At 68.0% G+C, this 25628-nt stretch carries 29 protein-coding genes; 10 read left to right on the forward strand and 19 right to left on the reverse strand.

Annotated elements, in window-relative coordinates:
* Nucleotides 1-24 precede the first annotated feature (24 nt).
* Genes ACFCV3_RS01580 through ACFCV3_RS01595 form a run of 4 tightly spaced genes read right to left on the reverse strand, consistent with a single transcriptional unit; the run spans nucleotide 25 to nucleotide 1753 of the window.
* Nucleotides 25-453 (reverse strand): OsmC family protein, encoded by a 429-nt coding sequence (locus ACFCV3_RS01580; RefSeq protein WP_376025101.1) that lies wholly within the window; start codon nucleotides 451-453, stop codon nucleotides 25-27.
* 26 nt (nucleotides 454-479) lie between these two features.
* A complete protein-coding gene (locus tag ACFCV3_RS01585; RefSeq protein ID WP_376025103.1) occupies nucleotides 480-899 on the reverse strand; it encodes a globin in 420 nt (139 codons plus the stop codon).
* A gap of 15 nt (nucleotides 900-914) precedes the next feature.
* On the reverse strand, nucleotides 915-1331 hold the full coding sequence (locus ACFCV3_RS01590; RefSeq protein WP_376025105.1) for an acyl-CoA thioesterase: 417 nt from the start codon (nucleotides 1329-1331) through the stop codon (nucleotides 915-917).
* Complete coding sequence (locus ACFCV3_RS01595) at nucleotides 1328-1753, reverse strand: acyl-CoA thioesterase (protein WP_376025107.1); 426 nt, start codon at nucleotides 1751-1753, stop codon at nucleotides 1328-1330. The genes ACFCV3_RS01590 and ACFCV3_RS01595 overlap by 4 nt, the downstream gene beginning before the upstream one ends.
* 91 nt (nucleotides 1754-1844) lie before the next feature.
* Here ACFCV3_RS01595 and ACFCV3_RS01600 point away from each other — a divergent pair, with 91 nt between their 5' ends.
* Together ACFCV3_RS01600 and ACFCV3_RS01605 are read left to right on the forward strand one after the other, a co-directional pair.
* Nucleotides 1845-2597, forward strand: a complete 753-nt coding sequence (locus tag ACFCV3_RS01600) for an SDR family oxidoreductase (RefSeq protein WP_376025109.1) — start codon at nucleotides 1845-1847, stop codon at nucleotides 2595-2597.
* Between the two features lie 10 nt (nucleotides 2598-2607).
* Nucleotides 2608-3063 (forward strand): MaoC family dehydratase, encoded by a 456-nt coding sequence (locus tag ACFCV3_RS01605; RefSeq protein ID WP_376025110.1) that lies wholly within the window; start codon nucleotides 2608-2610, stop codon nucleotides 3061-3063.
* Here the strand turns inward: ACFCV3_RS01605 and ACFCV3_RS01610 are convergent.
* The 4 genes from ACFCV3_RS01610 to ACFCV3_RS01625 all read right to left on the reverse strand — a co-directional run bounded on the left by ACFCV3_RS01610 (nucleotide 3060) and on the right by ACFCV3_RS01625 (nucleotide 7010).
* Complete coding sequence (locus ACFCV3_RS01610) at nucleotides 3060-3944, reverse strand: GNAT family N-acetyltransferase (RefSeq protein WP_376025112.1); 885 nt, start codon at nucleotides 3942-3944, stop codon at nucleotides 3060-3062. The genes ACFCV3_RS01605 and ACFCV3_RS01610 overlap by 4 nt on opposite strands.
* 69 nt (nucleotides 3945-4013) lie before the next feature.
* On the reverse strand, nucleotides 4014-4922 hold the full coding sequence (locus ACFCV3_RS01615) for a GNAT family N-acetyltransferase (protein ID WP_376025114.1): 909 nt from the start codon (nucleotides 4920-4922) through the stop codon (nucleotides 4014-4016).
* A gap of 3 nt (nucleotides 4923-4925) precedes the next feature.
* Entirely contained in the window at nucleotides 4926-5828 is a 903-nt protein-coding gene (locus ACFCV3_RS01620) for a GNAT family N-acetyltransferase (protein ID WP_376025116.1), read from the reverse strand.
* A 204-nt stretch (nucleotides 5829-6032) separates the two neighbouring features.
* Nucleotides 6033-7010: a helix-turn-helix transcriptional regulator gene (locus ACFCV3_RS01625; protein WP_376025118.1), complete on the reverse strand. Its 978-nt coding sequence runs from the start codon at nucleotides 7008-7010 to the stop codon at nucleotides 6033-6035.
* Between the two features lie 53 nt (nucleotides 7011-7063).
* Between ACFCV3_RS01625 and ACFCV3_RS01630 the strand changes: the two genes are divergently transcribed.
* Nucleotides 7064-7630, forward strand: coding sequence for a TIGR03086 family metal-binding protein (locus ACFCV3_RS01630; RefSeq protein WP_376025120.1), 567 nt, complete (start codon nucleotides 7064-7066; stop codon nucleotides 7628-7630).
* A gap of 3 nt (nucleotides 7631-7633) precedes the next feature.
* On the opposite strand, the gene ACFCV3_RS01635 is transcribed toward ACFCV3_RS01630, so the two are convergent.
* Genes ACFCV3_RS01635 through ACFCV3_RS01645 form a run of 3 tightly spaced genes read right to left on the reverse strand, consistent with a single transcriptional unit; the run spans nucleotide 7634 to nucleotide 10770 of the window.
* The gene (locus ACFCV3_RS01635) at nucleotides 7634-8389 is read right to left on the reverse strand and encodes an SDR family oxidoreductase (protein ID WP_376025121.1); all 756 of its coding nucleotides are present in this window, start codon (nucleotides 8387-8389) and stop codon (nucleotides 7634-7636) included.
* Nucleotides 8389-9609, reverse strand: a complete 1221-nt coding sequence (locus ACFCV3_RS01640) for an acetyl-CoA C-acetyltransferase (RefSeq protein WP_376025123.1) — start codon at nucleotides 9607-9609, stop codon at nucleotides 8389-8391. Before ACFCV3_RS01640 ends, ACFCV3_RS01635 begins: the two co-directional genes overlap by 1 nt.
* A 15-nt stretch (nucleotides 9610-9624) precedes the next feature.
* Nucleotides 9625-10770 carry an acyl-CoA dehydrogenase family protein gene (locus ACFCV3_RS01645; protein ID WP_376025125.1) on the reverse strand — a complete coding sequence of 382 codons (1146 nt, stop codon included), beginning with the start codon at nucleotides 10768-10770 and terminating at the stop codon, nucleotides 9625-9627.
* A gap of 72 nt (nucleotides 10771-10842) precedes the next feature.
* On the opposite strand from ACFCV3_RS01645, the gene ACFCV3_RS01650 reads away from it, so the two are divergent.
* Nucleotides 10843-11442 (forward strand): TetR/AcrR family transcriptional regulator, encoded by a 600-nt coding sequence (locus ACFCV3_RS01650; RefSeq protein ID WP_376025127.1) that lies wholly within the window; start codon nucleotides 10843-10845, stop codon nucleotides 11440-11442.
* Between the two features lie 58 nt (nucleotides 11443-11500).
* Here ACFCV3_RS01650 and ACFCV3_RS01655 read toward each other — a convergent pair whose 3' ends face one another.
* The gene (locus ACFCV3_RS01655) at nucleotides 11501-12067 is read right to left on the reverse strand and encodes a YceI family protein (RefSeq protein ID WP_376025129.1); all 567 of its coding nucleotides are present in this window, start codon (nucleotides 12065-12067) and stop codon (nucleotides 11501-11503) included.
* Between the two features lie 129 nt (nucleotides 12068-12196).
* Between ACFCV3_RS01655 and ACFCV3_RS01660 the strand changes: the two genes are divergently transcribed.
* The 3 genes from ACFCV3_RS01660 to ACFCV3_RS01670 are packed head-to-tail and all read left to right on the forward strand — an operon-like array spanning nucleotide 12197 to nucleotide 14055.
* Complete coding sequence (locus tag ACFCV3_RS01660) at nucleotides 12197-12667, forward strand: MarR family winged helix-turn-helix transcriptional regulator (RefSeq protein WP_376025131.1); 471 nt, start codon at nucleotides 12197-12199, stop codon at nucleotides 12665-12667.
* A gap of 39 nt (nucleotides 12668-12706) precedes the next feature.
* The gene (locus tag ACFCV3_RS01665; RefSeq protein ID WP_376025132.1) at nucleotides 12707-13141 is read left to right on the forward strand and encodes a MarR family winged helix-turn-helix transcriptional regulator; all 435 of its coding nucleotides are present in this window, start codon (nucleotides 12707-12709) and stop codon (nucleotides 13139-13141) included.
* A 41-nt stretch (nucleotides 13142-13182) separates the two neighbouring features.
* On the forward strand, nucleotides 13183-14055 hold the full coding sequence (locus ACFCV3_RS01670; RefSeq protein WP_376025134.1) for an aminoglycoside phosphotransferase family protein: 873 nt from the start codon (nucleotides 13183-13185) through the stop codon (nucleotides 14053-14055).
* Here the strand turns inward: ACFCV3_RS01670 and ACFCV3_RS01675 are convergent.
* The 4 genes from ACFCV3_RS01675 to ettA form a co-directional block, all read right to left on the reverse strand.
* On the reverse strand, nucleotides 14039-14659 hold the full coding sequence (locus ACFCV3_RS01675; protein WP_376025136.1) for a dihydrofolate reductase family protein: 621 nt from the start codon (nucleotides 14657-14659) through the stop codon (nucleotides 14039-14041). The genes ACFCV3_RS01670 and ACFCV3_RS01675 overlap by 17 nt on opposite strands.
* Nucleotides 14656-15126 (reverse strand): SRPBCC domain-containing protein, encoded by a 471-nt coding sequence (locus tag ACFCV3_RS01680; RefSeq protein ID WP_376025138.1) that lies wholly within the window; start codon nucleotides 15124-15126, stop codon nucleotides 14656-14658. Before ACFCV3_RS01680 ends, ACFCV3_RS01675 begins: the two co-directional genes overlap by 4 nt.
* Entirely contained in the window at nucleotides 15123-15461 is a 339-nt protein-coding gene (locus ACFCV3_RS01685) for an ArsR/SmtB family transcription factor (RefSeq protein ID WP_376025140.1), read from the reverse strand. Before ACFCV3_RS01685 ends, ACFCV3_RS01680 begins: the two co-directional genes overlap by 4 nt.
* Before the next feature lie 110 nt (nucleotides 15462-15571).
* Nucleotides 15572-17254 carry an energy-dependent translational throttle protein EttA gene (gene ettA / locus ACFCV3_RS01690; RefSeq protein ID WP_376025142.1) on the reverse strand — a complete coding sequence of 561 codons (1683 nt, stop codon included), beginning with the start codon at nucleotides 17252-17254 and terminating at the stop codon, nucleotides 15572-15574.
* A gap of 12 nt (nucleotides 17255-17266) precedes the next feature.
* On the opposite strand from ettA, the gene ACFCV3_RS01695 reads away from it, so the two are divergent.
* Both ACFCV3_RS01695 and ACFCV3_RS01700 read left to right on the forward strand, forming a co-directional pair.
* Nucleotides 17267-17932 carry a single-stranded DNA-binding protein gene (locus ACFCV3_RS01695; protein ID WP_376025143.1) on the forward strand — a complete coding sequence of 222 codons (666 nt, stop codon included), beginning with the start codon at nucleotides 17267-17269 and terminating at the stop codon, nucleotides 17930-17932.
* Between the two features lie 48 nt (nucleotides 17933-17980).
* Entirely contained in the window at nucleotides 17981-18595 is a 615-nt protein-coding gene (locus ACFCV3_RS01700; RefSeq protein WP_376025145.1) for an SRPBCC family protein, read from the forward strand.
* A gap of 29 nt (nucleotides 18596-18624) precedes the next feature.
* Here the strand turns inward: ACFCV3_RS01700 and ACFCV3_RS01705 are convergent, their stop codons facing one another.
* A complete protein-coding gene (locus ACFCV3_RS01705; protein ID WP_376025147.1) occupies nucleotides 18625-19101 on the reverse strand; it encodes a MarR family winged helix-turn-helix transcriptional regulator in 477 nt (158 codons plus the stop codon).
* Between the two features lie 110 nt (nucleotides 19102-19211).
* Here ACFCV3_RS01705 and ACFCV3_RS01710 point away from each other — a divergent pair, with 110 nt between their 5' ends.
* Nucleotides 19212-20333 carry an epoxide hydrolase family protein gene (locus tag ACFCV3_RS01710; protein ID WP_376025148.1) on the forward strand — a complete coding sequence of 374 codons (1122 nt, stop codon included), beginning with the start codon at nucleotides 19212-19214 and terminating at the stop codon, nucleotides 20331-20333.
* Here ACFCV3_RS01710 and ACFCV3_RS01715 read toward each other — a convergent pair.
* Both ACFCV3_RS01715 and ACFCV3_RS01720 read right to left on the reverse strand, forming a co-directional pair.
* On the reverse strand, nucleotides 20330-22009 hold the full coding sequence (locus tag ACFCV3_RS01715; RefSeq protein WP_376025150.1) for an ABC transporter: 1680 nt from the start codon (nucleotides 22007-22009) through the stop codon (nucleotides 20330-20332). The genes ACFCV3_RS01710 and ACFCV3_RS01715 overlap by 4 nt on opposite strands.
* On the reverse strand, nucleotides 22006-25557 hold the full coding sequence (locus tag ACFCV3_RS01720; RefSeq protein WP_376025151.1) for an AAA family ATPase: 3552 nt from the start codon (nucleotides 25555-25557) through the stop codon (nucleotides 22006-22008). Before ACFCV3_RS01720 ends, ACFCV3_RS01715 begins: the two co-directional genes overlap by 4 nt.
* Nucleotides 25558-25628: the final 71 nt, after the last annotated feature.

A 25628-nucleotide genomic window follows, 5' to 3' on the forward strand; every position in this document is an offset into this window, starting at 1 on the left:
CCGGGCGCCTTGGTATGTCGGATGTCAGGCGGTGAAGGTGACGTCCAGCGTGATCGGGGTGGCGGCCAGCGCCTGGGAGACCGGGCAGTTCTTCTTCGCGTCCTCCGCGAACTCCGCGAACTGGTCCGCAGTCAGGCCCGGCACCTTGCCGTTGACCGACAGTACGATCCCGGTGATGCCCTCACCCGGCTGGAAGGTGACGTCGGCGGAGGTGTCCAGCGACTCCGGTGCGTTGCCGCCCTGGGCCAGCGCGTGCGAAAGCGCCATCGAGAAGCAGGCCGAGTGCGCGGCCGCGATCAGTTCTTCCGGGCTGGTCTTGCCGTTCGCGTCGTTGGCGCGCGAGGCCCAGGTGACGTCGAAGGTGCCGGCACCGGAGGACTCCAGGGCGACCTGCCCCGCGCCCTCCATCAGCGAGCCTTCCCAGTGTGCCTTGGCCGTACGAGTGGTTGCCATGCTCGTCTGTTCTCCTTGCGAAGCTCTTAGTTGCCGGACACGTCGATCGCGCCGGGGTAGTTCGGTTCGTCGGTGTTCACCATGCTGTGCGCGGCCATCACCATGTAGCGCCAGATCTCCTCGTCCCGATCGGGAGGCAGGGCGATCTCGTCCAGGGCGGCCCGCATGTGGCCCAGCCAGCGGTCCCGGGAGCTCGGCGTGACGGCGAACGGCGCATGCCGCATCCGCAGCCGCGGGTGCCCGCGCTCGTCGGAATAGGTGCGCGGTCCACCCCAGTACTGCTCCAGGAACATCCGGAACCGCACCTCGGCCGGGCCGAGGTCCTCCTCCGGGTACATCGGCCGTAGCTCGGGGTCGGCGGCGACGCCACGGTAGAACGCTGCCACCAGCCGGTGGAAGGTGTCCGCCCCACCGACGGCGTCGTAGAAGCTCTCTGCGTCACTCATGTCGGTACCAGTGTCTCAAGTCACCCGAAGCTGCTGTTCGAGGGCTGCCCGTTCGGGCGCGAACAGCTCACGCTTGGCGTGGGTGACACCGTCCACGGCCACCAGCACGGACGTCGCCTTCGCGTACACGTCCTCCCCGCCACCGCTGCGGTCGACGATCCGGGAACCCATCGTGTACGACGTCGTTCCGACCGACTCGATCCACACATCCACGTCGTACGGCGGGTGCCGCAGCAGGATCGGTCGCAGGTAGTCGACGGTCTGGCTGACCAGCACCACCGGGTACTCGGCGAAGTAGTCCCGCGTGCCGGCCAGGTGACTCAGGAAGGCGATCCGCGCTTCCTGGAGATAGTCGAAGTACCGGACGTTGTTGACGTGGTCGTAGGAGTCGATATCCGACCAGCGGACCAGGACCGGGTACGTGAAAGTCACGAAGCCACCATCCGGGAGAGGACTTCGCGTTCCTCCGGGGTGATCCGGCGCAGACGGTTGGCCTTGAAGTCGAACGGGACCAGCTTGGTCCGGGCCTCGACGTACGTCGTCCGGGCCGGCTCGAGATCGAGGATCTCGTAGTCGACGGTGAACTGGGCCGCCCTGATCTCGCTGATCCAGAGCTCGATCCGGACCGGCTCCGGGCGGAACCGCAGCGGTGCGCGGTAGTGGACCTCGTGCCGCGCCACCAGCAGACCGGTCTCCAGGGTGTCCGCACCGAGCTCGGCGGCGGTCCGGAACAGGAAGTCCACCCGGGCGTCCTGGAGATAATCGACGTACCGGCCGTTGTTCACGTGGCCGAGCGCGTCCATGTCTCCCCACCGCAGCGGACAGAGATAGACATGGCGGTTGTGATGATCCACACGGCGATCATCGCATCCTGGGTACTCCGGGCCTGACGCAGCGTGGGTAATGTCATCCCCGGCAAGAGATACCTACCGGTAGGGAGCGGCAATGGCGCAGCGAGTGGCGATCGTGACCGGGGCAGCCCGGGGAATCGGCGCGGCCGTCGCGCTCCGGCTGGCCAAGGACGGGAACGCGGTCGCGGTCCTCGACCTGGACGAGGCTGCCTGCGCGGGCACCGTGAAGACGATCACCGAGGCCGGCGGCAAGGCCGTCGCGATCGGCGCCGACGTCAGCAAGTCCGACCAGGTCACCGCCGCGATCGAGCGGGTGGTGGCCGAGCTCGGCGCCCCGACGATCCTGGTGAACAACGCCGGCGTGCTGCGCGACAACCTGCTCTTCAAGATGTCCGAGGACGACTGGGACACGGTCATGTCCGTGCACCTCAAGGGCAGCTTCCTGATGTCGAAGGGCGTCCAGGCGCACATGGTCGAGGCCGGGTACGGCCGGATGGTGTTCCTGTCGTCGACCTCCGCACTGGGCAACCGCGGCCAGGCGAACTACGCCTCCGCGAAGGCCGGCCTGCAGGGTCTGGCCAAGACGCTGGCGATCGAGCTGGGCAAGTTCGGCGTCACCGCGAACGCGATCGCCCCGGGGTTCATCGAGACCGACATGACCGCGGCCACCGCGGCCCGGGTCGGTGTGGACTTCGAGGAGTTCAAGAAGGCGACCGCCGCGACCATCCCGGTGAACCGGACCGGTACCCCCGACGACATCGCGGCCGCCGCGTCGTTCTTCTGCAGCGAGGAGGCCGGTTTCGTCTCCGGCCAGGTCCTGTACGTCGCCGGCGGACCCCGGAACTGAGGATTCGATCATGCCCAAGTCCTTCACCGGTGTCGACGAGGTCGTCAATGCCGTCGGCACCACCCTGGGCGAGTCCGAGTGGCTCGAGATCACCCAGGAGCAGGTGAACCAGTTCGCCGAGGCGACCGGTGACCACCAGTGGATCCACGTCGACGTCGAGCGCGCCGCCAAGGGCCCGTACGGCGGCACGATCGCCCACGGCTACCTGACCCTGAGCCTGATCGCGCGCTTCGGTGACGAGCTGTTCTCCGTCTCCGGCGTGACCGCGAAACTCAACTACGGCGTGAACAAGGTCCGCTTCCCGACCCCGGTCCCGGTCGGTGCCCGGGTCCGGGCCGGAGCCTCGATCGCGAACACCGCCGAGACCCCGGCCGGCGTCCAGGTGTCGCTGAACTGGGTGATCGAGCTGGAGGGATCCACGAAGCCCGCTTGCGTCGCGGAGACCGTCGTACTGCTGGTCCCTTAGAGCGGGCAGAGCAGGACCGAGTGAGTGGCGACGCGGTAGTAGCCGAGCCACTCATTCACAGCAAGCATCGGCACGTTGCCGTCGTAGTTGGCGGTGTAGCAGTTCTGCACCCCAACCGCGGCGGCGCGGTGCAGCGCGGCAGTCTTGACCAGCTTGGCCAGCCCGCGCCCCCGGTACTCCGGCATCGTCGCGGTCATCTGGGACCACAGCTTCGTGTGATCCCCATTGCCCAGCGTGAATCCGACGACCTCGCCGCCGTAGATCGCGGCCACGCTCAGGTCCAGCGCCATCACCGGCGACTCCCAGATCGCCCGTAGCCAGTCGGCGTACGGCCGGGCGACGATCTTGGCGTCCCCCGGTTTGGTGCGCTGGGCAATCACATCGGCCGCGTAGACCTTCAGCGGGTCCGCCTGGTTCAGCGGAAGCAGCTCCACGCCCGACGGGACCTCCGGAAGCTCCGGCGCCTTCTGCGGATCGATCCCGGCGTAGTGCACCTGGCGGGTCTGCCGATAACCCCAGCGACCGGCCCACTCGGCAGTGGACGGCTCCGCGAACACCCGCGCACTGGTCGCTCCGGCAGAACGCAGTACGTCGTGCGCTGCGTCCAGCAACTGCGCTCCGATGCCTTGGCCCCGGTACTCGGGCCGGACCAGCACGCGCAGCTGCCCGTCCAACGGATCGGAGCCGGCGATCAGCCCGGTCGTCGCCCACCCGACCACCTGGTCACCGCCGACCGCGGCGAATGTCGCCTGCCCCGGTCCCAGCGGCGTCGTCAGCCGCAGCCGCAGCCCGATCTCAGTCACGACCAGGTACGGCGCGAGCTGGTCGTGCAATGCCAGCGCGCCGTCGAGATCCCCCGCTTCAGCAGCTCTGATCTCCACGAGAACTCCTTCGCCGAAGTTCTCCGAAAGATAGCCCGCAACCCAGCGCATCTTGCATACATTTTCACGTTACAGATCGGACTCAACACTCCACGTAACCGCTGTACCGGTCGCCGCCTCCCGGTAGCCGAGCCATTCGTTCACGGCGAGCATCGGCGCGTTGCGCGGACTGTTCTGGGTAAATCCGACCCTGCAGCCGGCTTCGGCGGCCCAGCTCAGGGAAGACCACTTGAGGATCTTGGCCAGGCCGCGGCCACGGTACGACGCCGAGGTCGCAGTCAGATTGGTCCACAGCCGGTCATCGGCGCGGTGCACCAGCGACACCCCGACCACCTTGCCGGCGACCACCGCGGCAGCACCCAGTTCGAGCTGGTTCCCCCGGGCCGGGTCCCACGCGTTGGCCAGGAACGCGTCGTACGAGACGTCATATCCCTCTTCGAAGCCGGGAATCTGCAGCACGGTCTCGGCGTACACCGGATGCACGTCCTGCGGCTCCAGCTCGCTCAGCCGCCGTACCGTCACCTCGGCCGGTACGTCGGGTGCAGCCGGCAGCTCGTCGAGTCGAACCGACGCCACCCGGGCGGCCTCACCAGGGACACCACCTCTGGCAACTGCGAAGGCCAAACCACCTGGGCCTTCAGTGAGGACATCCAGTCGCTTGGCGCCGTGCGCATGCAGGTGCTCCTGCATCAGATCGGCCAGCGCGCGACCGATTCCCTGGCCGAGATGATCGGGGTGCACGATCAGCATCCCCTGGTAGGCATCGGCTTGGGTGCGGAAGTCCGCCGGAGTCACTCGGCCCCAACCGACGATTACGCCGTCCTGCTCGTACACCCAGCCCCTGACCCGCTCGTCAGTAGCCGCTCGCTCCAGCCCTCGCTGAGTGGCTCCCGGCGGCAGCACGATGTACGGCCGCACCAGAGCGAACAGGGCACCCAGTTCATCGGCGTCGGCGACCACTGTCGCGCGGAGAGGCATGTCTCAGAGCGTACGCATCAGGCCGTACTCGGTGGCGACGCGGCGATAGCCGAGCCAGTTGTTGACGGCAAGCATCGGGCCATTGACGTCGTCGTTGGACGTGTACGCCGAGGTGATACCCGCGGCGGCGCAGCGACGTAGAGCGACCGACTTGACCAGCTTGGCGAGGCCACGACCCCGGTACGCCGGAATCGTGCCGGTCATGCCCGACCAGGCGCGGTCGCCCGCAGTCTCGACCGCGGTGAAGCACACCACCTCGTCACCGACCACTGCGGCGACACTGAGCGACTTGTCGAGACCAGGTGCTGTCCAGACCTCCTTGAACCAGTCGTCGTAGTCGACTGCGTCCATCGGGGCATCGCTGGGCTCGTCGAGTGAGGCTGCGGTGTCGGCAGCGAACGCCTGCCGCGGATCCACCTGATCCATCGTCACCACTTCGATGTCCTCGGGCGTCGGCGGCTGCTCCGGCAGATCCGCTGTACTGGCCCCGGCGAAATGCATCTGCCGGGTCCCCTCGTACCCACGCTTGCGGGCGAACTCCAGCCCGTCGGGCGTCACGAAAATGCCCACCTTGGTCGCACCGACCTCAGTGAGGTGCTGGTGCAGCCGGTCGGTCAGTGTGCCGCCGATGCCCTGCTTGCGGTGCTCCGGGTGCACGTAGATCGAGATGTTGCTGCGCCCGGCCTCACTGGTCCAGGTGTTGAGCCCGGCCGACCCCCACGCGACCAACTCACCGTCGGCCTCGGCCACCAGCGCCAGGAAGCGCTCGGCCGGAGAGAACACCGTCATCATGTGTCGTGCCGCTGCCGGCGACATCACCTTGTACGCGTAGACAGCCCGGCGCAGTGCCGCGACCGCCTCGCCATCGTCACCGCTCGCCGGCCGGATCCGCACCCCTGTCGTCATGTCCGGACCATAGCCAGCCGCACTCCCGCCACGCCACGGAATTAGAAAGCAACGCGATCGCAACCAGTACGCGCGGACTGTGATTCGGTCGTGTAGCTCCGGGGTATTAGAGTGAGCCGGTGCTGTCGGACTACGCCCCGACCGCCGGAAGTGCCATCGTGCTGGGACACGACGGGGTCACCGGCGGCGGGGAGTCCACAGGGACTAGCTGTAGAGCTTGACCGCTCCGGTCGCCAGCTCCAGCATCCGAGCTCTCAGGTCCGCCGGACCGAGCACCTCGACCTCAGGTCCGAAGGCGATCAGCATTCCGCACGCCGCCTCCCGTACCCGGAAGTCCAGCCGCAAGTGCGGCCAAGGATCATCACTCGGAATCACTTGCGGGACTGCTCCTTTGGCCAGCATCGGTGTGACCACGCGGCGCACGATCTCCACCCGATCGGGATGCACACGCACCTCGGCCTGTACGCCGGTCGGTCCACCACCCGGCTGTTCCAGATTCGACCGGAGCCGCTCCCACTCGGCCCGGAGATCCAGTCCGGCCGGTCTGTCCGCCGCCTCTTCCAGTACGTCGACCTGCTCGATCCGCGACACCCGATACATCCGTGGTGCACCCCGATGCGCCGCTACCAAGTACCAACGGCCGGCCTGCTCGACCAGACCCCACGGATCGACGGTACGGCGCTGGAGCCCACTGCTCGCCGATGCGTAGCGCAGTCGCACCCGTCGCTCGGCCACCACGGCCTGACGCAGTACCGGCAAGGCTCCGTGGTCTTCTGCCTCGGCGAACCAGCGCCTGCGGTCCACCACGATCGCACCGGACAGCGCAGCGGCATCACCCTGCAGCTCCTCCGGCAGAGTCGCCGAGAGCTTGCCCATGGCCGACTTGAGACTCCCCCGGAGCCCCAGCTCGTCCGACAACTCGGACCGCCCGGACCACGCGAACAGCGCTTGCGCCTCGCGCGGCGTCAGCCCACTCACGTCAGCGCGATACCCCGGCAGCAACACACAACCACCGTTGCGCCCGCGCTCGGCGTACACGGGCACTCCGGCCGCGGACAGCGCCTCCATGTCTCGCAGCACCGTGCGCTTCGACACCTCGAGCCGCTCGGCCAGCTCCCGCGTGCTCAGCCGCGCATGCTGTTGCAGCAACAGGATGATCTGCAACAACCGGTCGGCTCGCATCCCCTGAGAATAGGCGACAGAAGATGTCACCTATAGAGCGCGAGGGTGGACCCATGACGAATCCTGATCCACGCCCGCTGTTCATCCGCGCACTCGACCAGACCCAGCAGCTCATCGACAGCGTCGGCCCCGACGAGTTCGGGCTGCGCACACCGTGCCCGGAGTACGACGTACGCACGCTGCTCGGTCATCTGCTCTCGGTCGTGCACCGCATCAACCTCGCGCTGACCGGCGGGGATCCGCTGACGATTCCGACGGTGACCGACAGCCCGGACATCGCCGGCACCTGGAAGGAACACCGGACAGCACTCGACACAACGCTGACCGACGACAGCATCCTCGGGCGGATCTGCAAGCTGCCCTTCGGAACCCTGCCCGGGGCAGCAGCCATCGGCGCCTACACCGGCGAGCTCACCACCCACTCCTGGGATCTGGCGAAGGCGACCGGCCGCCTCGACCAGCTCGACGACGACCTGGCCAACGCGGTGCTGCCGATGATCCAGCAGTTCCTTCCGGCGGAACCTCGGGGCGGTGGGGTTCCGTTCGGACCGGTTGTGGCGGTCGCCGACGACGCGTCGCCGTACGACCGCCTTGCCGCTTGGCAGGGCCGTCAGCCGTAGGTCTTAGCCGGCGATGCCGCCGTTGAGGGTGAGGCCGCCGTCGATGGTGATGGTCTGACCGGTGATCCAGGAGGACTCGTCGGACAGCAGGAACCACACCAGCGAGGCAACATCCTCGGGGCGGCCGAGGCGGGCCAGCGGGTAGGTGCCCGCGACCTCTTCCTCACGCCCTTCGTAGAGGGCTCCGGCGAACTTCGTCTTCACGACCGCCGGAGCCACGGCGTTGACCCGGATCTCCGGGGCGAGCTCGAGGGCGAGCTCGGCCGTGACCCGGGACAGCATCGCCTTGGTCGCGCCGTACCAGCCGATCCCCGGCGACGGCGACTGACCCGCCAGCGAGGACACGTTCACGACGGCACCGCCGTGGTTGCCCATCCACGCGTCCCGGCAGGCCTTCACCCAGGAGATCGTCGCCAGCACATTGGTGTCGACCATCTTGGCGGCGACACCGGCCTCGAGATCGAGCAGATCGCCGTAGATCGGGTTGATCCCGGTGTTGTTCACCAGCAGGTCAAGCGATCCGTACGTCGCCACGGCCGCCGCGACCGTGGATCCACGATGCGCGCCGTCGGCGGCGTTACCGGCGATGCCGAGTGCGTGCTCACGGCCGCCCAGTGACTTGACAGCCTCGTCGAGTGCGTCCTGATTGCGGCCGGTGATGACGACCCGGGCGCCGTCGGCCACCAGCCGGTGGGCGATCGCCAGCCCGATACCGCGGGAGGCTCCGGTGACGATCGCCGTACGGTTCTCCAGACTCATCAGCTGAGGCGCTCCAGGACGATGGCCATGCCCTGACCGCCACCGACGCACATGGTCTCGAGCCCGAACTGCTTGTCCTCGAACTGCAGACCGTTCACCAGCGTGGTCATGATCCGCGCACCGGTCGAACCGAACGGGTGGCCGAGCGCGATCGCACCGCCGTGCACGTTCAGCCGGTCCTCGGCGATCCCGAGCTCGCGCGCCGAGCCGATCACCTGGACCGCGAAGGCCTCGTTGATCTCGACCAGGTCGATGTCGTTGATGCTCATCCCGGCCCGGGCCAGTGCCTGCTGCGACGCCTCGACCGGACCGAGGCCCATGATCTCCGGCGACAGACCACTCACGCCGGTGGAGACGATTCGGGCCAGCGGGGTCAGGCCGAGCTCGCGGGCCTTGGTGTCACTCATGATCACGACCGCGGCGGCGCCGTCGTTCAGCGGGCAGCAGTTGCCGGCCGTGACGGTGCCGTCGGGGCGGAACACCGGCTTCAGGCCGCTGACGCCTTCCAGCGTGGTGCCCGCACGCGGACCGTCGTCCTTGCTGACGACGGTGCCGTCCGGCAGCGTCACCGGGACGATCTCGCGCTCGAAGAAGCCGTTGTTGATCGCCTTCTCGGCCAGGTTCTGCGAGCGGACGCCGAACGCGTCCTGGTCGGCGCGGGTGATGCCCTTGAGCGTCGCCACGTTCTCCGCGGTCTGGCCCATCGAGATGTAGATGTCCGGCAGGTAGCCGTCCTGCCGCGGGTCGTGCCAGGTCTCGTTGGTCTCCGCGTACTTCGCGGTCCGGGCGACCGCGTCGGTGAACTGCTCGTTGAACGAGCTCGGGTCACCGACCCCGGCGGACCCGAAGTTCTTGTACCGCGACACGCACTCGACCCCGGCACTGACGAAGATGTCGCCCTCACCGGACTTGATCGCGTGGAACGCCATCCGCGCGGTCTGGGTCGACGACGCGCAGAACCGGTTCACCGTGGTTGCCGGCACGTTGTCCCAGCCGAGCTGCACCGCGACCCGGCGGGCCATGTTGCCACCGTGCTCGTCATGCGGCTCCGCGCACCCGAGCATCAGGTCCTCGATCTGATCACCGGTCAGACCGATCTTGTCGGTCGCCGCCTTGATCATCTGGACAGCGAGATCGTCGGGGCGGATCGTGGTCAGCGACCCCTTGTTCGCGCGGCCGATCGGCGAGCGGGCCGTCGAGACGATGACTGCTTCAGGCATTTCGCGAATCTCCTTCTACAGGCCGAGGTCGCGGCCGATGAGTTCCTTCATGATCTCGTTCGAACCCGCCCAGATCTTGGTGACGCGCGCGTCGCGCCAGGCGCGGGCCACGCGGTACTCGTTCATGTAGCCGTAGCCACCGTGCAGCTGGACGCAGGCGTCGAGCACCTCGTTCTGCACGTGGGCACTCCACCACTTGGTCTTGGCGGCGTCCACCGCGGTCAGCCGGTTCTCGTCGTGCGCGACCACGCCGTTGTCGACGTACGCCTGGGTGACCTCGATCTTGGTGACGAGCTCGGCGATCAGGAACTTGTTGTACTGGAACGAACCGACCGACTGGCCGAAGGCCTTGCGCTGCTTCACGTACTCGATGGTCTCGTCGAGGATCTGGGTGGCGTGCGCGATATTCGACACCGCGGCGCCGATCCGCTCCTGCGCGAGGCGCTCCATCATGTGGATGAAGCCGCGGTCGAGCTCGCCGAGAACGTTGTCATCGGCAACGAACAGGTCCTCGAAGAACAGCTCCGACGTACCGGACTCGGTCTGCCCGACCTTGTCCAGCTTGCGGCCGCGGGCGAAGCCCTCCATCCCTTCCTCGACCACGAACAGCGTGATGCCCTTCGCGCCCTTCTCCGGGGTGGTCCGGGCGGCCACGATGACGAGGTCGGCCATGTCGCCGTTGGTGATGAAGGTCTTGGACCCGTTCAGCACCCAGCCGCCGTCGGCCTTCTTCGCGGTGGTCTTCAGCGCGGCCAGGTCGGAACCACCCGAAGGCTCGGTCATGCCGATCGCGGCGACGTACTCACCCGAGCAGAACTTCGGCAGCCAGCGCTGCTTCTGCTCCTCGGTGCCGAGGTCGACGAAGTACGGCGCGGCGCAGTCGTAGTGGATGCCGAAACAGCTCGACAGCGCGGCGGAGACCTTCGAGACCTCCTCGGCGAACACCTGGTTGAACCGGTAGTCGCCGACGCTGGAGCCGCCGTACTCCTCGGGGACGTCGAGACCGAGGAAGCCCTGCTTACCGGCTTCGAGCCAGGCGGCCCGGTCGATCGTCTTCTCCTCGAGGAACTGCTCCATCCGCGGTACCAGCGACCGGTCGCAGTACTCCTTGGCACTGGCCCGGAAGGCGTGGTGATCCTCGTTGAAGATGACGCGGTCCATCGTCGGCCTCCCGCTGTGAGATTGCTGGCTAAGCGCTTGCTTAGCTTCACGCTTTTGGTGCAGGGTGTCAACGTGTCCGCAGTCACCGATCCCCTGGAGTGGGAACACGTCGAGCCGGCCGCAGCCCGCCGGCTGCTGACCGGGGCCATCGACGCGTTCGCCGAGCGTGGCTTCCAGGCCACCACCACGCGAGACATCGCCTCGCGGGCCGGGATGAGTCCGGCGGCGCTCTACGTCCATTACCCGTCGAAGGAACGCCTTCTCTTCGAGATCAGCCTCTACGGCCACAACGCCGCCCTCGCGATCCTGCGCGCGGCCAACATCGGCGACACCCCCGCCGACCGCCTACGCTCCCTCGTCGCCGCCTTCACCGCCTGGCACGCCCGCCACCACACGATCGCCCACGTCGTCCAGTACGAACTGGGCGCCCTCTCCCCCGACCACCTGGCCGAGGTCGCCACGATCCGCCGCGCCATCTCCACGGAGATCGAGCAGGTCCTGGCGGACGGCGTACAGGACGGATCGTTCGCCGTACCGGACCTGCCTGGTACGACGCTCGCCGTACTGTCCCTGTCCATCGACGTGGCCCGCTGGTACACCCCCCACCGAGGCGACCCAGACGCCCTGGGCAAGCTCTACGGCGACCTGGCCCACCGAATGGTCCAAGCCTGACGAAGCCCCGCATCCACCTGGATGCGGGGCTTTCAGGCCATGTAGTTCTTTGTCAGGCTCAGGCCTGCAGGGCGGCCTGGATGTCGAGGTGGATGTCGACCTTGTCGCCGATGAGGAGCTTGCCGCCCTCGAGCGGGACGTTGAAGTCGATGCCCCAGTCCTTGCGGCTGATCGACGCGGAGGCCTCGAAGCCGAGGATGGTCTGGCCGTAGGCGTTCTGGTCGACACCGAGGAACTCGAAGGCGAGCTCGATCGGCTTGGTGACGTCCTTGATGGTCAGGTCGCCGGCCAGGATGTAGTCGTCACCCTCGGCCTTCAGCGCGGTGCTGACGAACGTCATCTTCGGGGAGTTCTCGGCGTCGAAGAAGTCACCGGAGCGCAGGTGCCCGTCGCGCTGGTCGTTGCGGGTGTGGACCGAGGCAAGCTCGACCGTGACGTTGGCGGTGGAGTCCTCGAGCGTGTCCTTGACGACGATCTCGCCGCTGAACTCCTGGAAGGTGCCACGCACCTTGGTCATCAGGTGGCGAACGGTGAAGCCGATCTCAGTGTGCGCCGCGTCGAGGGCGTACGTGCCCGAAGCCAGTCCGGGGATGCTGGTGGTCGGGGTGCTGACGGTCTCGGTCATGAGGTCCTCTCAGGAAGTACAGATGCTTGTCGGGGGCGACGTGGTCGGTGCTCGGGTTGTTGTGTCAACCTGTTGACCACGACGTTACGGATCAACGGTTTAAAAGTCAACTACATTCCCGGTACACTGGTGCACGTGACGACGAAGACTGAGACTCGGTGGCTCAACGCAGAGCAGCAGGTGGCGTGGCGCGCGTACCTGCTGGGCACGGCGCGCCTGATGGCGAAGCTGGACGACGAGCTGCGCCGGTTCGGTATCGGGATCAACGACTACGAGATTCTGGTGCGGCTGTCGGAGTCGCCCGACCGGCGGCTGCGAATGGCGGATCTGGCCGACCGGCTGCACCAGAGCCGCTCGCGGCTCACACACACCATCGGCCGGCTGGAAGCGGCCGAGCTGGTCCGGCGGAAGTCCTGTACCAGCGACAAGCGCGGCGTCTGGGCTGAGCTGACCGAGGCGGGCTACAACCTGCTGGTCGACGCCGCGCCCACGCACGTGGACAGCGTCCGGGAGAACCTGGTCGACCTGGCCAGCCCGGAGGATTTCGCCGCCGTCGGGCGGGTCTTCGACGCCGTGTCCGAGCACATCGGCCAGCACTGATCAGCCGAGAGAAATACAGCCTCTATGCTGAGGCGGACCATGACGAAAGCCAGAGCTGAGCTCACCGCCGGGATCCAGCAGCAGGTGACTCGGTTCAGCGCGGACGTGGTCCTGTTCAATCACTCGGTCTCGGCCAAGCTGGGGCTCGGCGCCAGCGACTCACAGTTCATGACGCTGCTGCAGACCTACGGCCCGCTCACCCCGCGGCAGCTCGCGGAGTACAGCGGACTCACATCCGGCACAGTCACCGGCGTGATCGACCGGCTCGAGTCGCATGGCTTCGTCACCCGCCAGGCCGATCCCTCCGACCGCCGCAAAGTGGTGGTGACACCGTCACTGGCGGCGATCCAGCAGACGTTCAGGCCCCTGTACGCCGAGCAGGGCGCCCGCATGCAGTCGATCCTGGCCAGCCGCAGCGACGACGAACTGCGGACGATTCTCGCGTTCTTCGCCGACTCTGTAGCTCCTGACTAAACCATTGGCCCGCCCGCTGCCTCAGCTTTGAGAATTGAGCCGTGACAGACCACCACCAGGACGGCCGCGCCGGCATCTCCGCAGACCTTGTACGGCGGTTGCTCGCCGACCAGTTCCCGCAGTGGGCCGACCTGCCGATCACCCCGGTCAAGATCGATGGCTGGGACAACCGCACGTACCGGCTCGGCGACGAACTGACCGCGCGGCTGCCGACCCACGAGGCGTACGAGGCCGCCGTACCGAAGGAACATCACTGGCTGCCTGTTCTGGCGCCGCGCCTCCCGGTCGCGATCCCCGAGGCCGTGGCGAAAGGTGAGCCAGGGCAGGGGTATCCGCACCAGTGGGCGATCCGCCGCTGGATCGACGGTTCCACCGCATCCACAGAGACGATCTCCGACCTGGATGGTTTCGCGCGCGACGTCGCATCGTTCATCCTGGCTTTGCAGCAGTGCGATGCGACCGGCGGACCGGCGGCCGGCGCGCACAGCTTCTACCGGGGCGCACCTGTTTCGCACTACCACTCCGAGACCGTCGAAGCCCTCGCGTCGTTGAAGGACCGCATCGACGCCGACGTGGCCCGCGAGGTCTGGGACGCCGCGCTCGCCAGCTCCTGGGACCGGCCGCCGATGTGGTTCCACGGAGACATTGCCCACGGCAACCTGCTGGTCCGGGACGGGCGACTGTCGGCCGTCATCGACTTCGGTACTTCAGGTGTCGGCGACCCGGCCTGCAACCTGGTGATCGCCTACAACTTCTTCACCGGATCCTCCCGGGAAACCTTCCGCGCCGTCGTTCAGCAGGACGCGGACACCTGGGCCCGCGCCCGCGGCTGGGCGCTCTGGAAGGCGCTCATCACCGAGGACTTCCCCGTCATCGAACGAGTCCTCGACGACCACGTCACACGAACGCGGTAACACCTTCGTACGCCGCGACCGGTGCGACGCCGACAGTCTCGTACTCGAGCAGCAGCAACCCACTCGGCGTCGACTCATGCTTGGTCAGCTTCAACCCAGCCGTGCCATCCGAGTGCTCGAACAACCGCCGGCCGGCCCCGATCACCGTCGGAGCCACCACCAACCGCACCAGATCAACCAGGCCGGCCTTCACCAGCGCATCACCGAGCCGTGCGCTGCCATGGATCTGCAGCTCGTTACCCGGCGACTTCTTCAGCTCCGCCACGCCTTCGAGACTGCTGACGACGGTCGTTGGATGCCACGAACCTTCGGTCAGCGTACGGCTCACGACGTACTTCGGCAGGGCATTCATCCGCTCGGTGAACGGATCATCAGGGTCCGTGATCTGCGGCCAGTCCCGCGCAAAAGCGTCGTACGTGCGCCGCCCAAGCACCAGCCCATCAGCCAGCCCCAGCCAATCGGAAGTACGCCGTACAAACGCCTCGTCGATGAACGGGACCAGCCAGCCACCGCGCGTGAACCCGTCGCTCGTGTCCTCAGTCGGGGAACCCGGCCCCTGGCTGACGCCGTCCAGCGTCACGAACTCCGTCAGCACGAGCTTCATCGTGCAGCCTCGGCCAGCTCGGCGAGCTGCCTGGTGACAGTCCCCCAGCCATCCGCAAACCCCAGCTCCGCATGGCGTTTGCGCGAGGCCGGATCGGCATGCCGTACGACGGCCTTGTACGCCGTACCGTCCGGGTGATCGGCCAGCGTGATCTCGGCCGCCATCGTCACCGGCTCGGGATTGACCGGCCGCCACCCGCTGTCGATCGCGTTCGTGAACACGATCCGCTCCAGGTCCTCGACCACCAGGAAGGTCGCATCGAGCTGCGGCACGAAGTCCACGCCGTCCTCGCTCATCCGGGTCACCAGCGCCCCACCGGACCGCGCCTCGAACCGCTCGACCCGGCACACCATCGGCGCCGGAACCCACCATTTCGCAAAGCTGTCCGGATCCGTCCACGCCTTCCACACCACCGAGCGCGGCGCGCGAATGATCCGCTCCAGACTCAGATCCAGGTCGGGGTTCATGCCTGCTCCTCCATCGATTCGGTGACGAACCGCTCCAGCCGGTCGGTGCGGTCGGTCCAGATCCGCCGCTGCTCGGCGAGCCAGTCGTCCACGAGCGCCAGCCGCTCGCGATTGAGCACACAGGTCCGCACCCGGCCGGTCTTGACCGTCCGGATCAGCCCGTTCGACTCCAGCGTCCGCACGTGCTTCATGAACGACGGCAACGTCATCGGAAACTCCGCCGCCAACTCGCCCACACTCGTCGGCCCACGCCCCAGCCGCCGAATCACATCCCGCCGCGTCGGGTCCGCGAGCGCGACGAACACCCCGTCGACCTCCTGCGAATACTGTGCCATGAGGCTAAGTATTGCCGCACTCCAATACTTAGCGCAAGGGCTAAGTATTGGGCGGTAGAACGCAAGGACCCCACCTCCGGGGCGGAGGTGGGGTCCAGGGACGACTCTGATCAGTCGCGCGTCAGCTTGCGGTGGGTGACGCGGTGTGGGCGGGCGGCCTCGGGGCCGAGTCGCTCGATCTTGTTCGCCTCGTACGACGCGAAGTTGCCTTCGAACCAGAACCACTTCGCCGGGTCCTCGTCCGTACCCTCCCAGGCCAGGATGTGGGTGGCGACGCGATCCAGGAACCACCGGTCGTGGGAGACGACCACGGCGCAGCCCGGGAACTCCAGCAGGGCGTCCTCGAGGGACTGCAGGGTCTCGACGTCCAGGTCGTTGGTCGGCTCGTCGAGGAGCAGCAGGTTGCCGCCCATCTTCAGCGTCAGGGCCAGATTCAGCCGGTTGCGCTCACCGCCGGACAGGACGCCGGTGGGCTTCTGCTGGTCCGGGCCCTTGAAACCGAACGAGGCGACGTACGCCCGGCTCGGCATCTCGAAGTTCGCGACCTTGATGTAGTCGAGCTCGTCGGAGACCTGCTGCCAGACCGTCTTCTTCGGGTCCAGGCCGCCGCGGGACTGGTCGACGTACGAGATCTTGACCGTCTCGCCGAGCTTCAGACTGCCCTTGTCGGGCGTCTCCTCGCCGACGATCATCCGGAACAGGGTCGACTTGCCGACGCCGTTCGGACCGACGATGCCGACGATGCCGGCGCGCGGAAGGGAGAAGCTGAGTCCGTCGATCAGGGTGCGGTCGCCGAAGCCCTTCTCCAGCTTGCTGACCTCGAGCACCGTGCTGCCCAGTCGCGGACCGGCCGGGATGTTGATCTCGTCGATATCCAGCTTCTTGGACCGCTCGGCCTCGGCCGCGAGCTCTTCGTAGCGGGCCAGCCGGGACTTGCTCTTGGTCTGCCGGGCCTTCGCGTTCGACCGGACCCACTCGAGCTCGCGCTCCAGGATCTTCTGCCGCTTCGCGTCCTTCTGGCCCTCGACCACGAGCCGCTGCTGCTTGGTCTCCAGGTACTTGGAGTAGTTGCCCTCGTAGCCGTAGGTCTTGCCGCGGTCCATCTCCAGGATCCACTCGGCGACGTTGTCCAGGAAGTACCGGTCGTGGGTGATCGCCAGGACGGCGCCCGGATACTTCTGCAGGTGCTGCTCCAGCCACAGCACGGACTCGGCGTCCAGGTGGTTGGTGGGCTCGTCGAGGAGCAGCAGGTCGGGCTGCTGCAGCAGAAGCTTGCACAGCGCGACCCGGCGGCGCTCACCACCGGACAGGTTGTCGACCAGTACGTCGGGCGGCGGGCACCGCAGGGCGTCCATCGCCTGCTCGAGCTGCGCGTCGACGTCCCACGCGTTGCGGTGGTCGAGCTCGGTCTGCAGGTCACCCATCTCGCCGAGCAGCGTGTCGTAGTCCGCGTCCGGGTCGGCCAGCTCGGCGGAGATCTCGTTGAAGCGGTCGAGCTTCTGCTTGGTGTCGCCGACCCCCTCCTCGACGTTTTCCAGCACGGTCTTGCCCTCGCTCAGCGGCGGCTCCTGCAGCAGGATCCCCACCGTGGCGTCCTCCGCCAGCCGCCCCTCGCCGTTGGAGGGCTGGTCGAGCCCGGCCATGATCTTGAAGAGCGAGGACTTGCCGGTGCCGTTCGGCCCGACCACGCCGATCTTCGCCCCGGTCAGGAAGTTCAGCGTGACGTCGTCGAGGACGACCTTGTCGCCGAACGCCTTCCGGACGTTGCGAAGGGTATAGATGAATTCCGCCATACCCCAGAGCCTATGCGCTCAGGCCTGCCCGAGCCCAACCGGTTGTCCACAGGCCCGAAGTCGTCGCCGATCCGGGGGCCGATCGCCTGCATCTTCTCCGGTGACAAAGCGATCGAAAGGGCGGTGGTCAGGATGAGTGCGGGCGAGACCTATCTGACAGTGCAGGGCTGGGTCGGCAGCAAACCGCAGTTCAAGGAGGTCGGCGGGCGGACGCCTCAGGTGACGTTCCGGATCGGCTCGACCCCACGGCAGTTCCACGCCGAGCGCGGCTGGCTGGACCGGCCGACGACCTGGTTCAACGTCGAGTGCTGGCGGGCGCTCGCGCAGAACACCTTCGAGTCGGTCCAGGTCGGCCAGCCGGTGATCGTCACCGGGCGGCTGCGGACCCACGAGTGGTCCACCGAGGCCGGTGAGCAACGCTCCAAGGTCGTCCTCGATGCGATCTCGGTCGGCCACGACCTGTCCAAAGGCACGACGATCTTCACGAAGTCCGCGCCGCGGAGCGACTCCGGCTGGACCGATCAGCTCCGCCAGGACATCTCCGCGGCCACCGACACAGTCGCTGCCGGCGCGGCCGCCGCCTCGGAGCCCGGCCTCGGCGCGCCCTATCCACCGGACGAGTTCACCACGACCACTCTCCCCCTCACCCCGACCACCCGGGAGGCTGAGGCGGCATGACTATCTCAGCCTTGACTTATATAAGCACTGCCCGGCATTCTGGGCTGCATGATCGACATTCTCGAGCACATCAACACCGTCCAGCGGGAGGTCAGCCGGACCGGCGAGACCGTGAGCCTGCAAATGCGCCGCGCGTACCGGGCGACACCCGAGGAGCTGTGGGACGCGATGACCGACCCGGCCCGGCTGGCCCGCTGGTTCTGGCCGACGACCGGCGACTTCCGGGTCGGCGGCAGCTTCCAGCTGCAGGACATGGCGGGCGGCGACATCCTCGAATGCGAGCCCCCCAAGGGCTTCAAGGTGACGTACGGCGGACCGAACAGCTTCCTGGAGATCCGGCTGCACCCGGCGGCCGGCGACTCGACGGATCTCGAGCTGGAGCACGTCGTGACGGACATCCCGGCCCCGGGCGCCGGTGGCGCGTTGTACGTCGGCCCTGGCTGGGACGGTGGACTGCTCGGTCTCGCGCTCTATGTCGCCGGCCTTCCGGACGACTTCAACCCGGTCACCTTCGCCGACTCCCCGGAGATGCTCAAGTTCAACGAGAAGTCGGTCCGGGTCTGGCTGAAGGTCGTCCGCGACTCCGGCACGACGAGCGAGGAGGACGCCCTGGAGGCCGCCAAGGTCGCCATGGCCCAGTTCGCTCCTGGGGTCGAGCTCTAGGGCTTCGGCAACTCCGTCCGGGCTGCCGGTCAGCGCCAGCGCGTTTCCGGCACCCCGGCTCGTCGATTGTGATGCTCCAGCAGCGTCGACAGCAGGGCGGTCAACTGCCGTCGCTCGTCGGGAGACAGCGGCGCGAGCAACTCTTGCTGCGCCGCTGCCAGCCGGTTCTCGAGCCGCCGGAGCTGCCGCTTCCCGGCTGCAGTCAGCGAGATGACGTTACGCCGACGGTCCGCGGGATCCGGGGCGCGGTCGACGAGTCCGAGCTCGGCCAGCTCGTTGACGGTCGCGACCATGTCACTCAGGTGAATACCGCTTCGACGTCCCAGTGTCGCCTGGCTGGCCGCGCCGAAATCGTCCAGCGTTGCCAGCAGGCGGTAGTGGTAGCCGCGGGCACCGACCGACGAGAAGGCACTCGTTACCAGCCGCGAGCCATGCTGAGCGGTCTGACCGAGCACCCAACTCGGCATCTCCGCCCAGCGGGCCGTCTCACTCTCGAGGTCCTCCATCCGGCGATCCTAGCGAATCGTTCGGCCACCCAACGATCATGTTATCGTTCGGAGTCTAAACGTTAGGACGACTAACGTTCAGACCTCCGCCGATTCCGCAGGAGCAGGACATGATCGAGCCGTTCCGTATCGCCGTTCCTCAAGCTGACCTCGACGACTTGGCCGACCGGCTGGCCCGCACCCGCTGGCCGAACGAAGTGACCGATGCCGGATCCGACTACGGCTTCCCGCTGGCCCGGCTCAGAGAGCTGGCCGACTACTGGGGCTCCGGGTTCGACTGGCGCAAGCAGGAGGCCAGGCTCAACGAGCTGCCACACTTCAGCACCGAGATCGACAACCAGACCATCCACTTCGTCCATGTCAGATCCGCACGACCGGATGCGCTCGCGCTGATCCTCACCCACGGCTGGCCCGGCTCGTTCCTGGAATTCCTCGACGTGATCGAGCCGCTGTCCCGCGACTTCCATCTGGTGATCCCGTCGATCCCGGGGTACGGATTCTCCGGGCCGACGCACGAGCGCGGCTGGGATGTCGACCGGATCGCGAAGGCCTGGGCCGAGCTCATGCGCCGACTCGGGTACGAGCGCTACGGCGCACAGGGCGGCGACTTCGGCTCAGGGATCTCGATGGCGCTCGGAGCCGCAGCACCCGAGCACGTAGTCGGGGTGCATGTGAACTATCTCCCGACGCGACCGGATCCGGAGGCCGGTCTCACCCTGTCCGACGAAGACGAAGCGCGCCTGGCCAACATCCGCCACCTGATGGCGAACCGGCCGCCGTACCAGGCTCTGCAGGCACTGACTCCGCAGACGATCGGGTATGCACTGACTGATTCGCCGGTCGGCCAGCTGGCCTGGATCGCTGAGCGATTTGCGCAGTGGACGGATCCCCGCTCGCAGATCACCGACGAGCAACTGCTCACCGGCATCTCGTTGTACTGGCTGACCGCCACGGCGGCCTCATCCGCGCGGCTGCACCACGATGCGCCACGGCGGGCTCAGGCCTGCCCAGTGCCGTTGGGTGTCGCGGTGTTCGCGCACGACATCACTCAGTCGGTCCGTCCACTGGCCGAGCGGTTGTACGACGTCAGGCACTGGTCCGAGTTCGAACGCGGCGGTCACTTCGCCGCGATGGAGGTGCCGGAGCTCCTCGCCGAAGACGTCCGAAGGTTCTTCGTCGGTCTGGACGAGGTGCAGCCGGACACCTCTCACGCTGGGGCCGCGGCTGGTTAGCCCCGGGCGATGGCGAGGGTGTCGCGGCAGATGCTGTAGGCCGCGAGCTCGGCCCGGGCCGGTGCGACGACGTGGCTGTCGGCAACCTTCTCGAGCTCGCTGCGCAACGCCTGCTCGGCTGCCCGGGCCCGTCGCGCAGCACCGCTGACGGCCGCCAGCCGACAGAGCACTGCGAGTCCGAGACCGAGGGCTGCACCACCGACCAGCATGATCCACGCGTAGGCGATTCCGCCCGCGCCTGGCAGCGGCACCTCGCCGGCGTCGGCGATCCGTGCCACCAGGGCTGCGAGCAGCCAGGCCGCACCACCGAGCGCCACCAGGAACAGCAACCACTGGACGAACTTCGCAGCGCCCCACCAACCCGGGTTGGTGGTGTTGCCGAGGTCGGTCCGGGCCACGGCCTGGTCGAGCTCGTCGCCGAGCGACTCCTCACGACGCCGGATCTGGGTCCGGACCGAGTCGGCCCACGGTCGCGACAGACCGGCCGAGGCGCGGTCGGTGATCGTGCGAACCGCACTGTCCATCCGGGCCCGCTGGACCGGTGTTGCCGCAGGCAACGAGATGCGCGCACTCGCGACCTCGCTGGTCGCGGACTTGCGCAACGCCTTGCCCTGCTGGCGGGAAACCTCGTCGAGCTGCAGGCCGCGGAGCGGATCCGGACGGAACCGGCCGATCCACTTCGTCAACGGCCACCCGGTCGCGGCCTGGGCACGCTGCAGGTAGGACCGGCGGACGGCGTCGACCACGACCGGCAGACCACTCGCGTCCGAGAGCGCCTCGACCAGCTCGGTGACCTCGGCCTCGGCGATCTCCGGCGTCTTCGCCGTACCGCACTGCTTCGCCATCCGGTCCGCGACGCGATCCACGTCGGCCGCGATCCGCTCCCGGGCCGAGCGCTTGTTGCTGACCCGCTTGACCAGCAGGCCGCGCACCTCGTCGAGTCCGTCGCCGCTGACCGCCGAGGTCGCGACGACCGTCGGCGCCTTCAGGCCGTCGGTCTTCAGCAGCCGCTCGAGGTCGTTCAGGCAGCTCTTCCGCTGGTCCGGGGTGAGCTTGTCGACGTGGTTCAGCGCGAAGACCATCACCCCGGAGTGCGAGGCGTAGGGCTTGATGTAGCGGTCGTGCAGGGCCGCGTCGGCGTACTTCTGCGGATCGACCACCCAGACCAGCATGTCGACCAGCTCGACCAGGCGGTCGACGATCAACCGGTGCTCGACCTCGATCGAGTCGTGGTCGGGCAGGTCGAGCAGGATCAGACCATCGAGGTCCTCCGACTGCGCGTCCTCCAGCGAGCTGCGGTGCTGCACCTGGTGCCGGCGCGGGATACCCAGCCAGTTCAGCACCTCACCGGCCGGCTCCTCACCCCAGACACAGGCCAGGGGCATCGAGCTGGTCGGGCGGCGGGTGCCGATCGCGGCCAGGTCCAGGCCGGTCATCGCGTTGAACAGCGACGACTTCCCGGAGCCGGTGGCACCGGCCAGCGCGACCACAGTCAGCTCACCCGACATCCGCAGCCGCTGGCCGGCGCGGTCGACGATCTGGGTGGCCTCGGACAGGATCACCGGATCGAGCCGGCCCTGGCCCGCGGCCGAAGCCTTCTCGAGAGCGTCGATCTTGGTCAGGACGTCGGTCGCACCCCGTACCGGGCCTTTGACCGTCTCCGTCGTTTCCGTCACGTGCAGTCCTCCACCGCGCGCGCGGCCTCGGTCAGTTGCCTGGCAGCCTCGGGATCGACCGGATGCTGGTCGAGGACAGCCAGATACCGGGCGAATTCGGCATCCATCAAGGCATGAACCTTACCGTCAAGATCCGCGCGTGCCTTCGACATCAGCGTCTGCACGGCCGCGTCGCCAAAGACCGCGGTCAGCAGCTTCTGCCCGACGACCGCGCTACCGACCCCGATACTCGCCTCGGCACCGGTCGGGATCCCCGCATTCTCGGCGAACAGGACCACCATCACCGACAACGACAGCCCGTTCACCCCGGCGTCCAGGATGCGCGCGGCCAGCCGCTTCTCGGTCCCGACCTCGCGGACCAGATCGAGCACACCGGCCTGCCACTCCCGGACGGCCCGCTCGGCCTTCGCCTGGAACTCCGGCGACATCGCCCCCAGGACGATCTCCGCGTCGGCCGCCGTACCGGCCACCGCGAGCAGCTGGCGTCCGGCGGGTGTGGCCTGCCAGATCTTCTCCGCGCGCTCGGCAGCCGCCTCGGCCTGCTCGACCAGCAACGACGACAACCCGGACTCGATCGCATCGTTCAGATCACGCGTCGGGGCCGGCGCGTTGGCAAGCGACTTCTTCACCTTCTCGCGCAGCTTGCCCGAGTTGGCCTGCAGCCCCTTCAGCAATTCGCCCGTCCCGACGAACTCCTGCCACCGGGCCAGCACCTCGCCACGCAGCAGCGTCGCATCCTGCGTCGAGGTCGCAATGTCCTTGACCGCTTGGTCGTAGGCGGCCTCCGCACTCGAGCGCAGCTCGACCGCAGTGTCGCCCTGGGCCCGCACGGCCGCGGCGAACGGCGGCGTGGTCTTCACCATCGAGGTGACCGCGCCATGCAGCGTCCGGCGGACAACCGCCGCCCGCGCCTCGGCGTCGGCAGCCAGGTCGACCAGCCAGTCCTTGATCGAGGCAACGGTCTCGCCCGGCAGCATTCCGTTGCCGTCGACAACCGTCTCCCGGATCGAGAACAGCGGCGAATCGCCGAGCCCACGCTCCAGCAGCATCTGCGCAAGGTGCCCGGTGATGTCGTCGATCGTCTCCGCCGGCGCCCGGTCCAGTACGACGGCCACCGCCGTACTGCGATCCGACGCGCTCTGCAGGAACTCCCACGGAACTGCGTCCGAGTACCGGGCCGCCGTCGTCACGAACAACCAGAGGTCGGCAGCCGCGAGCAACTGCGTGGCCAGGTCACGGTTCGCCTCGACGACCGAGTCGATATCCGGCGCGTCCAGGACCGCGAGTCCGCGCGGCACGGTGTCGGAGGCAACGAGCCGCAGCTGGCCCGGATCCTCCATGCCCCCCAGGCTTTCCGCCGTCGTCCGCGCCATCCCCGGCAGCACCCGGTCCCCGATGAACCAGTCCGCGTCGGCCGGGTGATGGATCAGTACCGGCGACCGCGTCGTCGGCCGCAGTACACCCGGCTCGCTGACGACCTTCCCGATCACGGAGTTGACCAACGTCGACTTGCCTGCACCGGTGGACCCACCCACGACAGCCAGAATCGGCGCTTCCAGCTGCACGAGCCGCGGCAGGATGTAGTCGTCCAGCTGGTCCAGCATCGCCTTCTGCTGCTGCCGGGCCTCATCGGCGCCCACAACGTCCAGCGGCAACCGGCTCCCAGCCAGCGCACCCCGCAGCTTCATCAACGAGGTGATCAGAGCCATCGCAGCCTGCTCAGCCGCCAACCGCTCCGCCAGCTCCTCCGCGGTCAACTCAACCTCAACCGGCTCCGCATCCGCAGCCGACTCTTCGGCGAGCTCCTCAGCGGAATCCTGCTCGGTCTCTGCCCCGCCGCCGGCTACATCCTCTGCCGGCCCTTCCGCAGCGGTCTCCGCATCCTCGTCACCGGAGTCGCCCTCAACAGCCTCCTCGGCAACCGCAGTCGCCTCAGCCGACTCCTCGGCGGCAGTCTCCTCGACCACCGGCTCCACGACGCCATCCGCAGACTCGTCATCGGAGCCCGACTCGACCGGCTCCTCGGCGACCACATCCGCCGGCACGTCGGCCGTCTCGGCCTCGTCCGACGGCTGCTCGGCCTCGGTCGTCCCGGCGTCCTCCGACGGCTGCTCGGCCTCGGTCGTCTCGGCGTCGTCCGACGATTGTTCGACCTCGGGCTCCTCGGCAGACTCTTCCGAAGCAGCCTCAGCAACGTGGTCGCCAGGCTCCTCACCTGCAGCCTGCTCGGTCGGCTCCTCGACCTCTTCCTCGAGCCGCGCGTCCAGCCCCGCGGATTGCACAGCGGCCAGCTCTTCGGCGTACGCCCTCGCCTCGTCGATCTCGATCGACGAACCGTCAGCCTGTTTGGGGAGCCCGACAATGATGTTGCCGTACTCGAGCGGGAACCCGTCCGGAGACTCGTCCGGCTCGTACACCACCCCAACAGTCGGCCGCGGCCGCTCGACCTCCACCGCCACACCCTCGCCCACGCCACCGGCCTTCGCAGCCGCTGCGCCATCGGCGTTCGCAGCCACATCCTGGCCCGCGCTGTCGGTCTTCGCAGCCACATCCGCGCCCGCGTTACCGGCGCTCTCAGCGTCAGGCATGCTTTCGGCGGCGTCCTCAGCCTCGACCTCGGTCGAAGCGTCGCCCGCCTTGCCGCCTACCTCCGCGGCCGCGTCCTCCGGGTCAGCGCTCGCCGCTTCGTCACCCGAACCACCATCCGCTGATTCGGCCCCCGCGGCGGAGCTCTCGTCCTTCGACTCGGCACCTTCGGTGGAGCTCACCTCAGCCGCCTTCGCAGAGCTGTCGCCAGCAGCCAGGTCGGCCCCATCCTCGTCCGCCGCGTCCGCCGGCGCGACCGACGCCTCTGCACCAGCCCCGTCAGCCTTCACATCCGCACCGCTCGCGGGCTCAGGAGCCCCGTCGGACGCACGGCCCTCATCCTCGACCGTCTCAGCAGTCGTCGCCTCAGCGGCCTCGGCAGACCCATGAGCCGCCGCCTCAGCATCCCCGGCCGACCCACTCGCCGCCCCAGCATCCCTGGCCGTCTCACCAGTCTCCGCAGCAGCCCCGGCAGACCCATCAGCGGCCGCCTCAGCAGCTCCGGCCGACCCACTGGTCGCCCCAGCAGCAGCCGCCGCGGACTCAGCGGTCGCCGGGCTACCAGCTTCGGTGGGCCCAGCGGTCGCCGCTTCGGTCGTACCGGTCGACTCGGCGGCCTCCGTGGAATCGACCGTCGCAGTTCCGGCGGTCTTCGACTCGGCAGGCGCAGCCTCGGTGGCGTCCGTGGGCGCACTCGCGGCAGGCTCAGCAGCCTTGGCCGGCTCGGTGGCAGGCTCAGCAGGCTTGGCGGGCTCCGGGGCAGGCTTCTTCTCCTCGGCCGCTGGAGCGGGCGGGGCGGGGTCGGGGGTGGTGTTCTTGCGCCGGCGACGGCGCCAGAAGCCCTTGCCCTTGGCACCGGCCTCGGACTGCGCGATCAAGTTGGCCAGCTCCTGGGCAGGCTGGTCCCGGCCCGGAACCTGTGGCTCCGGACCTTCACCAGCTGCTGACTTGATGTCAGCCACAGCGTCCGTCCACGAGCACAGAGTGCCCGGTCGGACAGCACAGAAGCAAAGTCATCGTCATCCCCGTTTGG

This window comes from Kribbella sp. NPDC056345 (genome assembly GCF_042262745.1).
In the GTDB taxonomy this organism is placed as follows: domain Bacteria; phylum Actinomycetota; class Actinomycetes; order Propionibacteriales; family Kribbellaceae; genus Kribbella.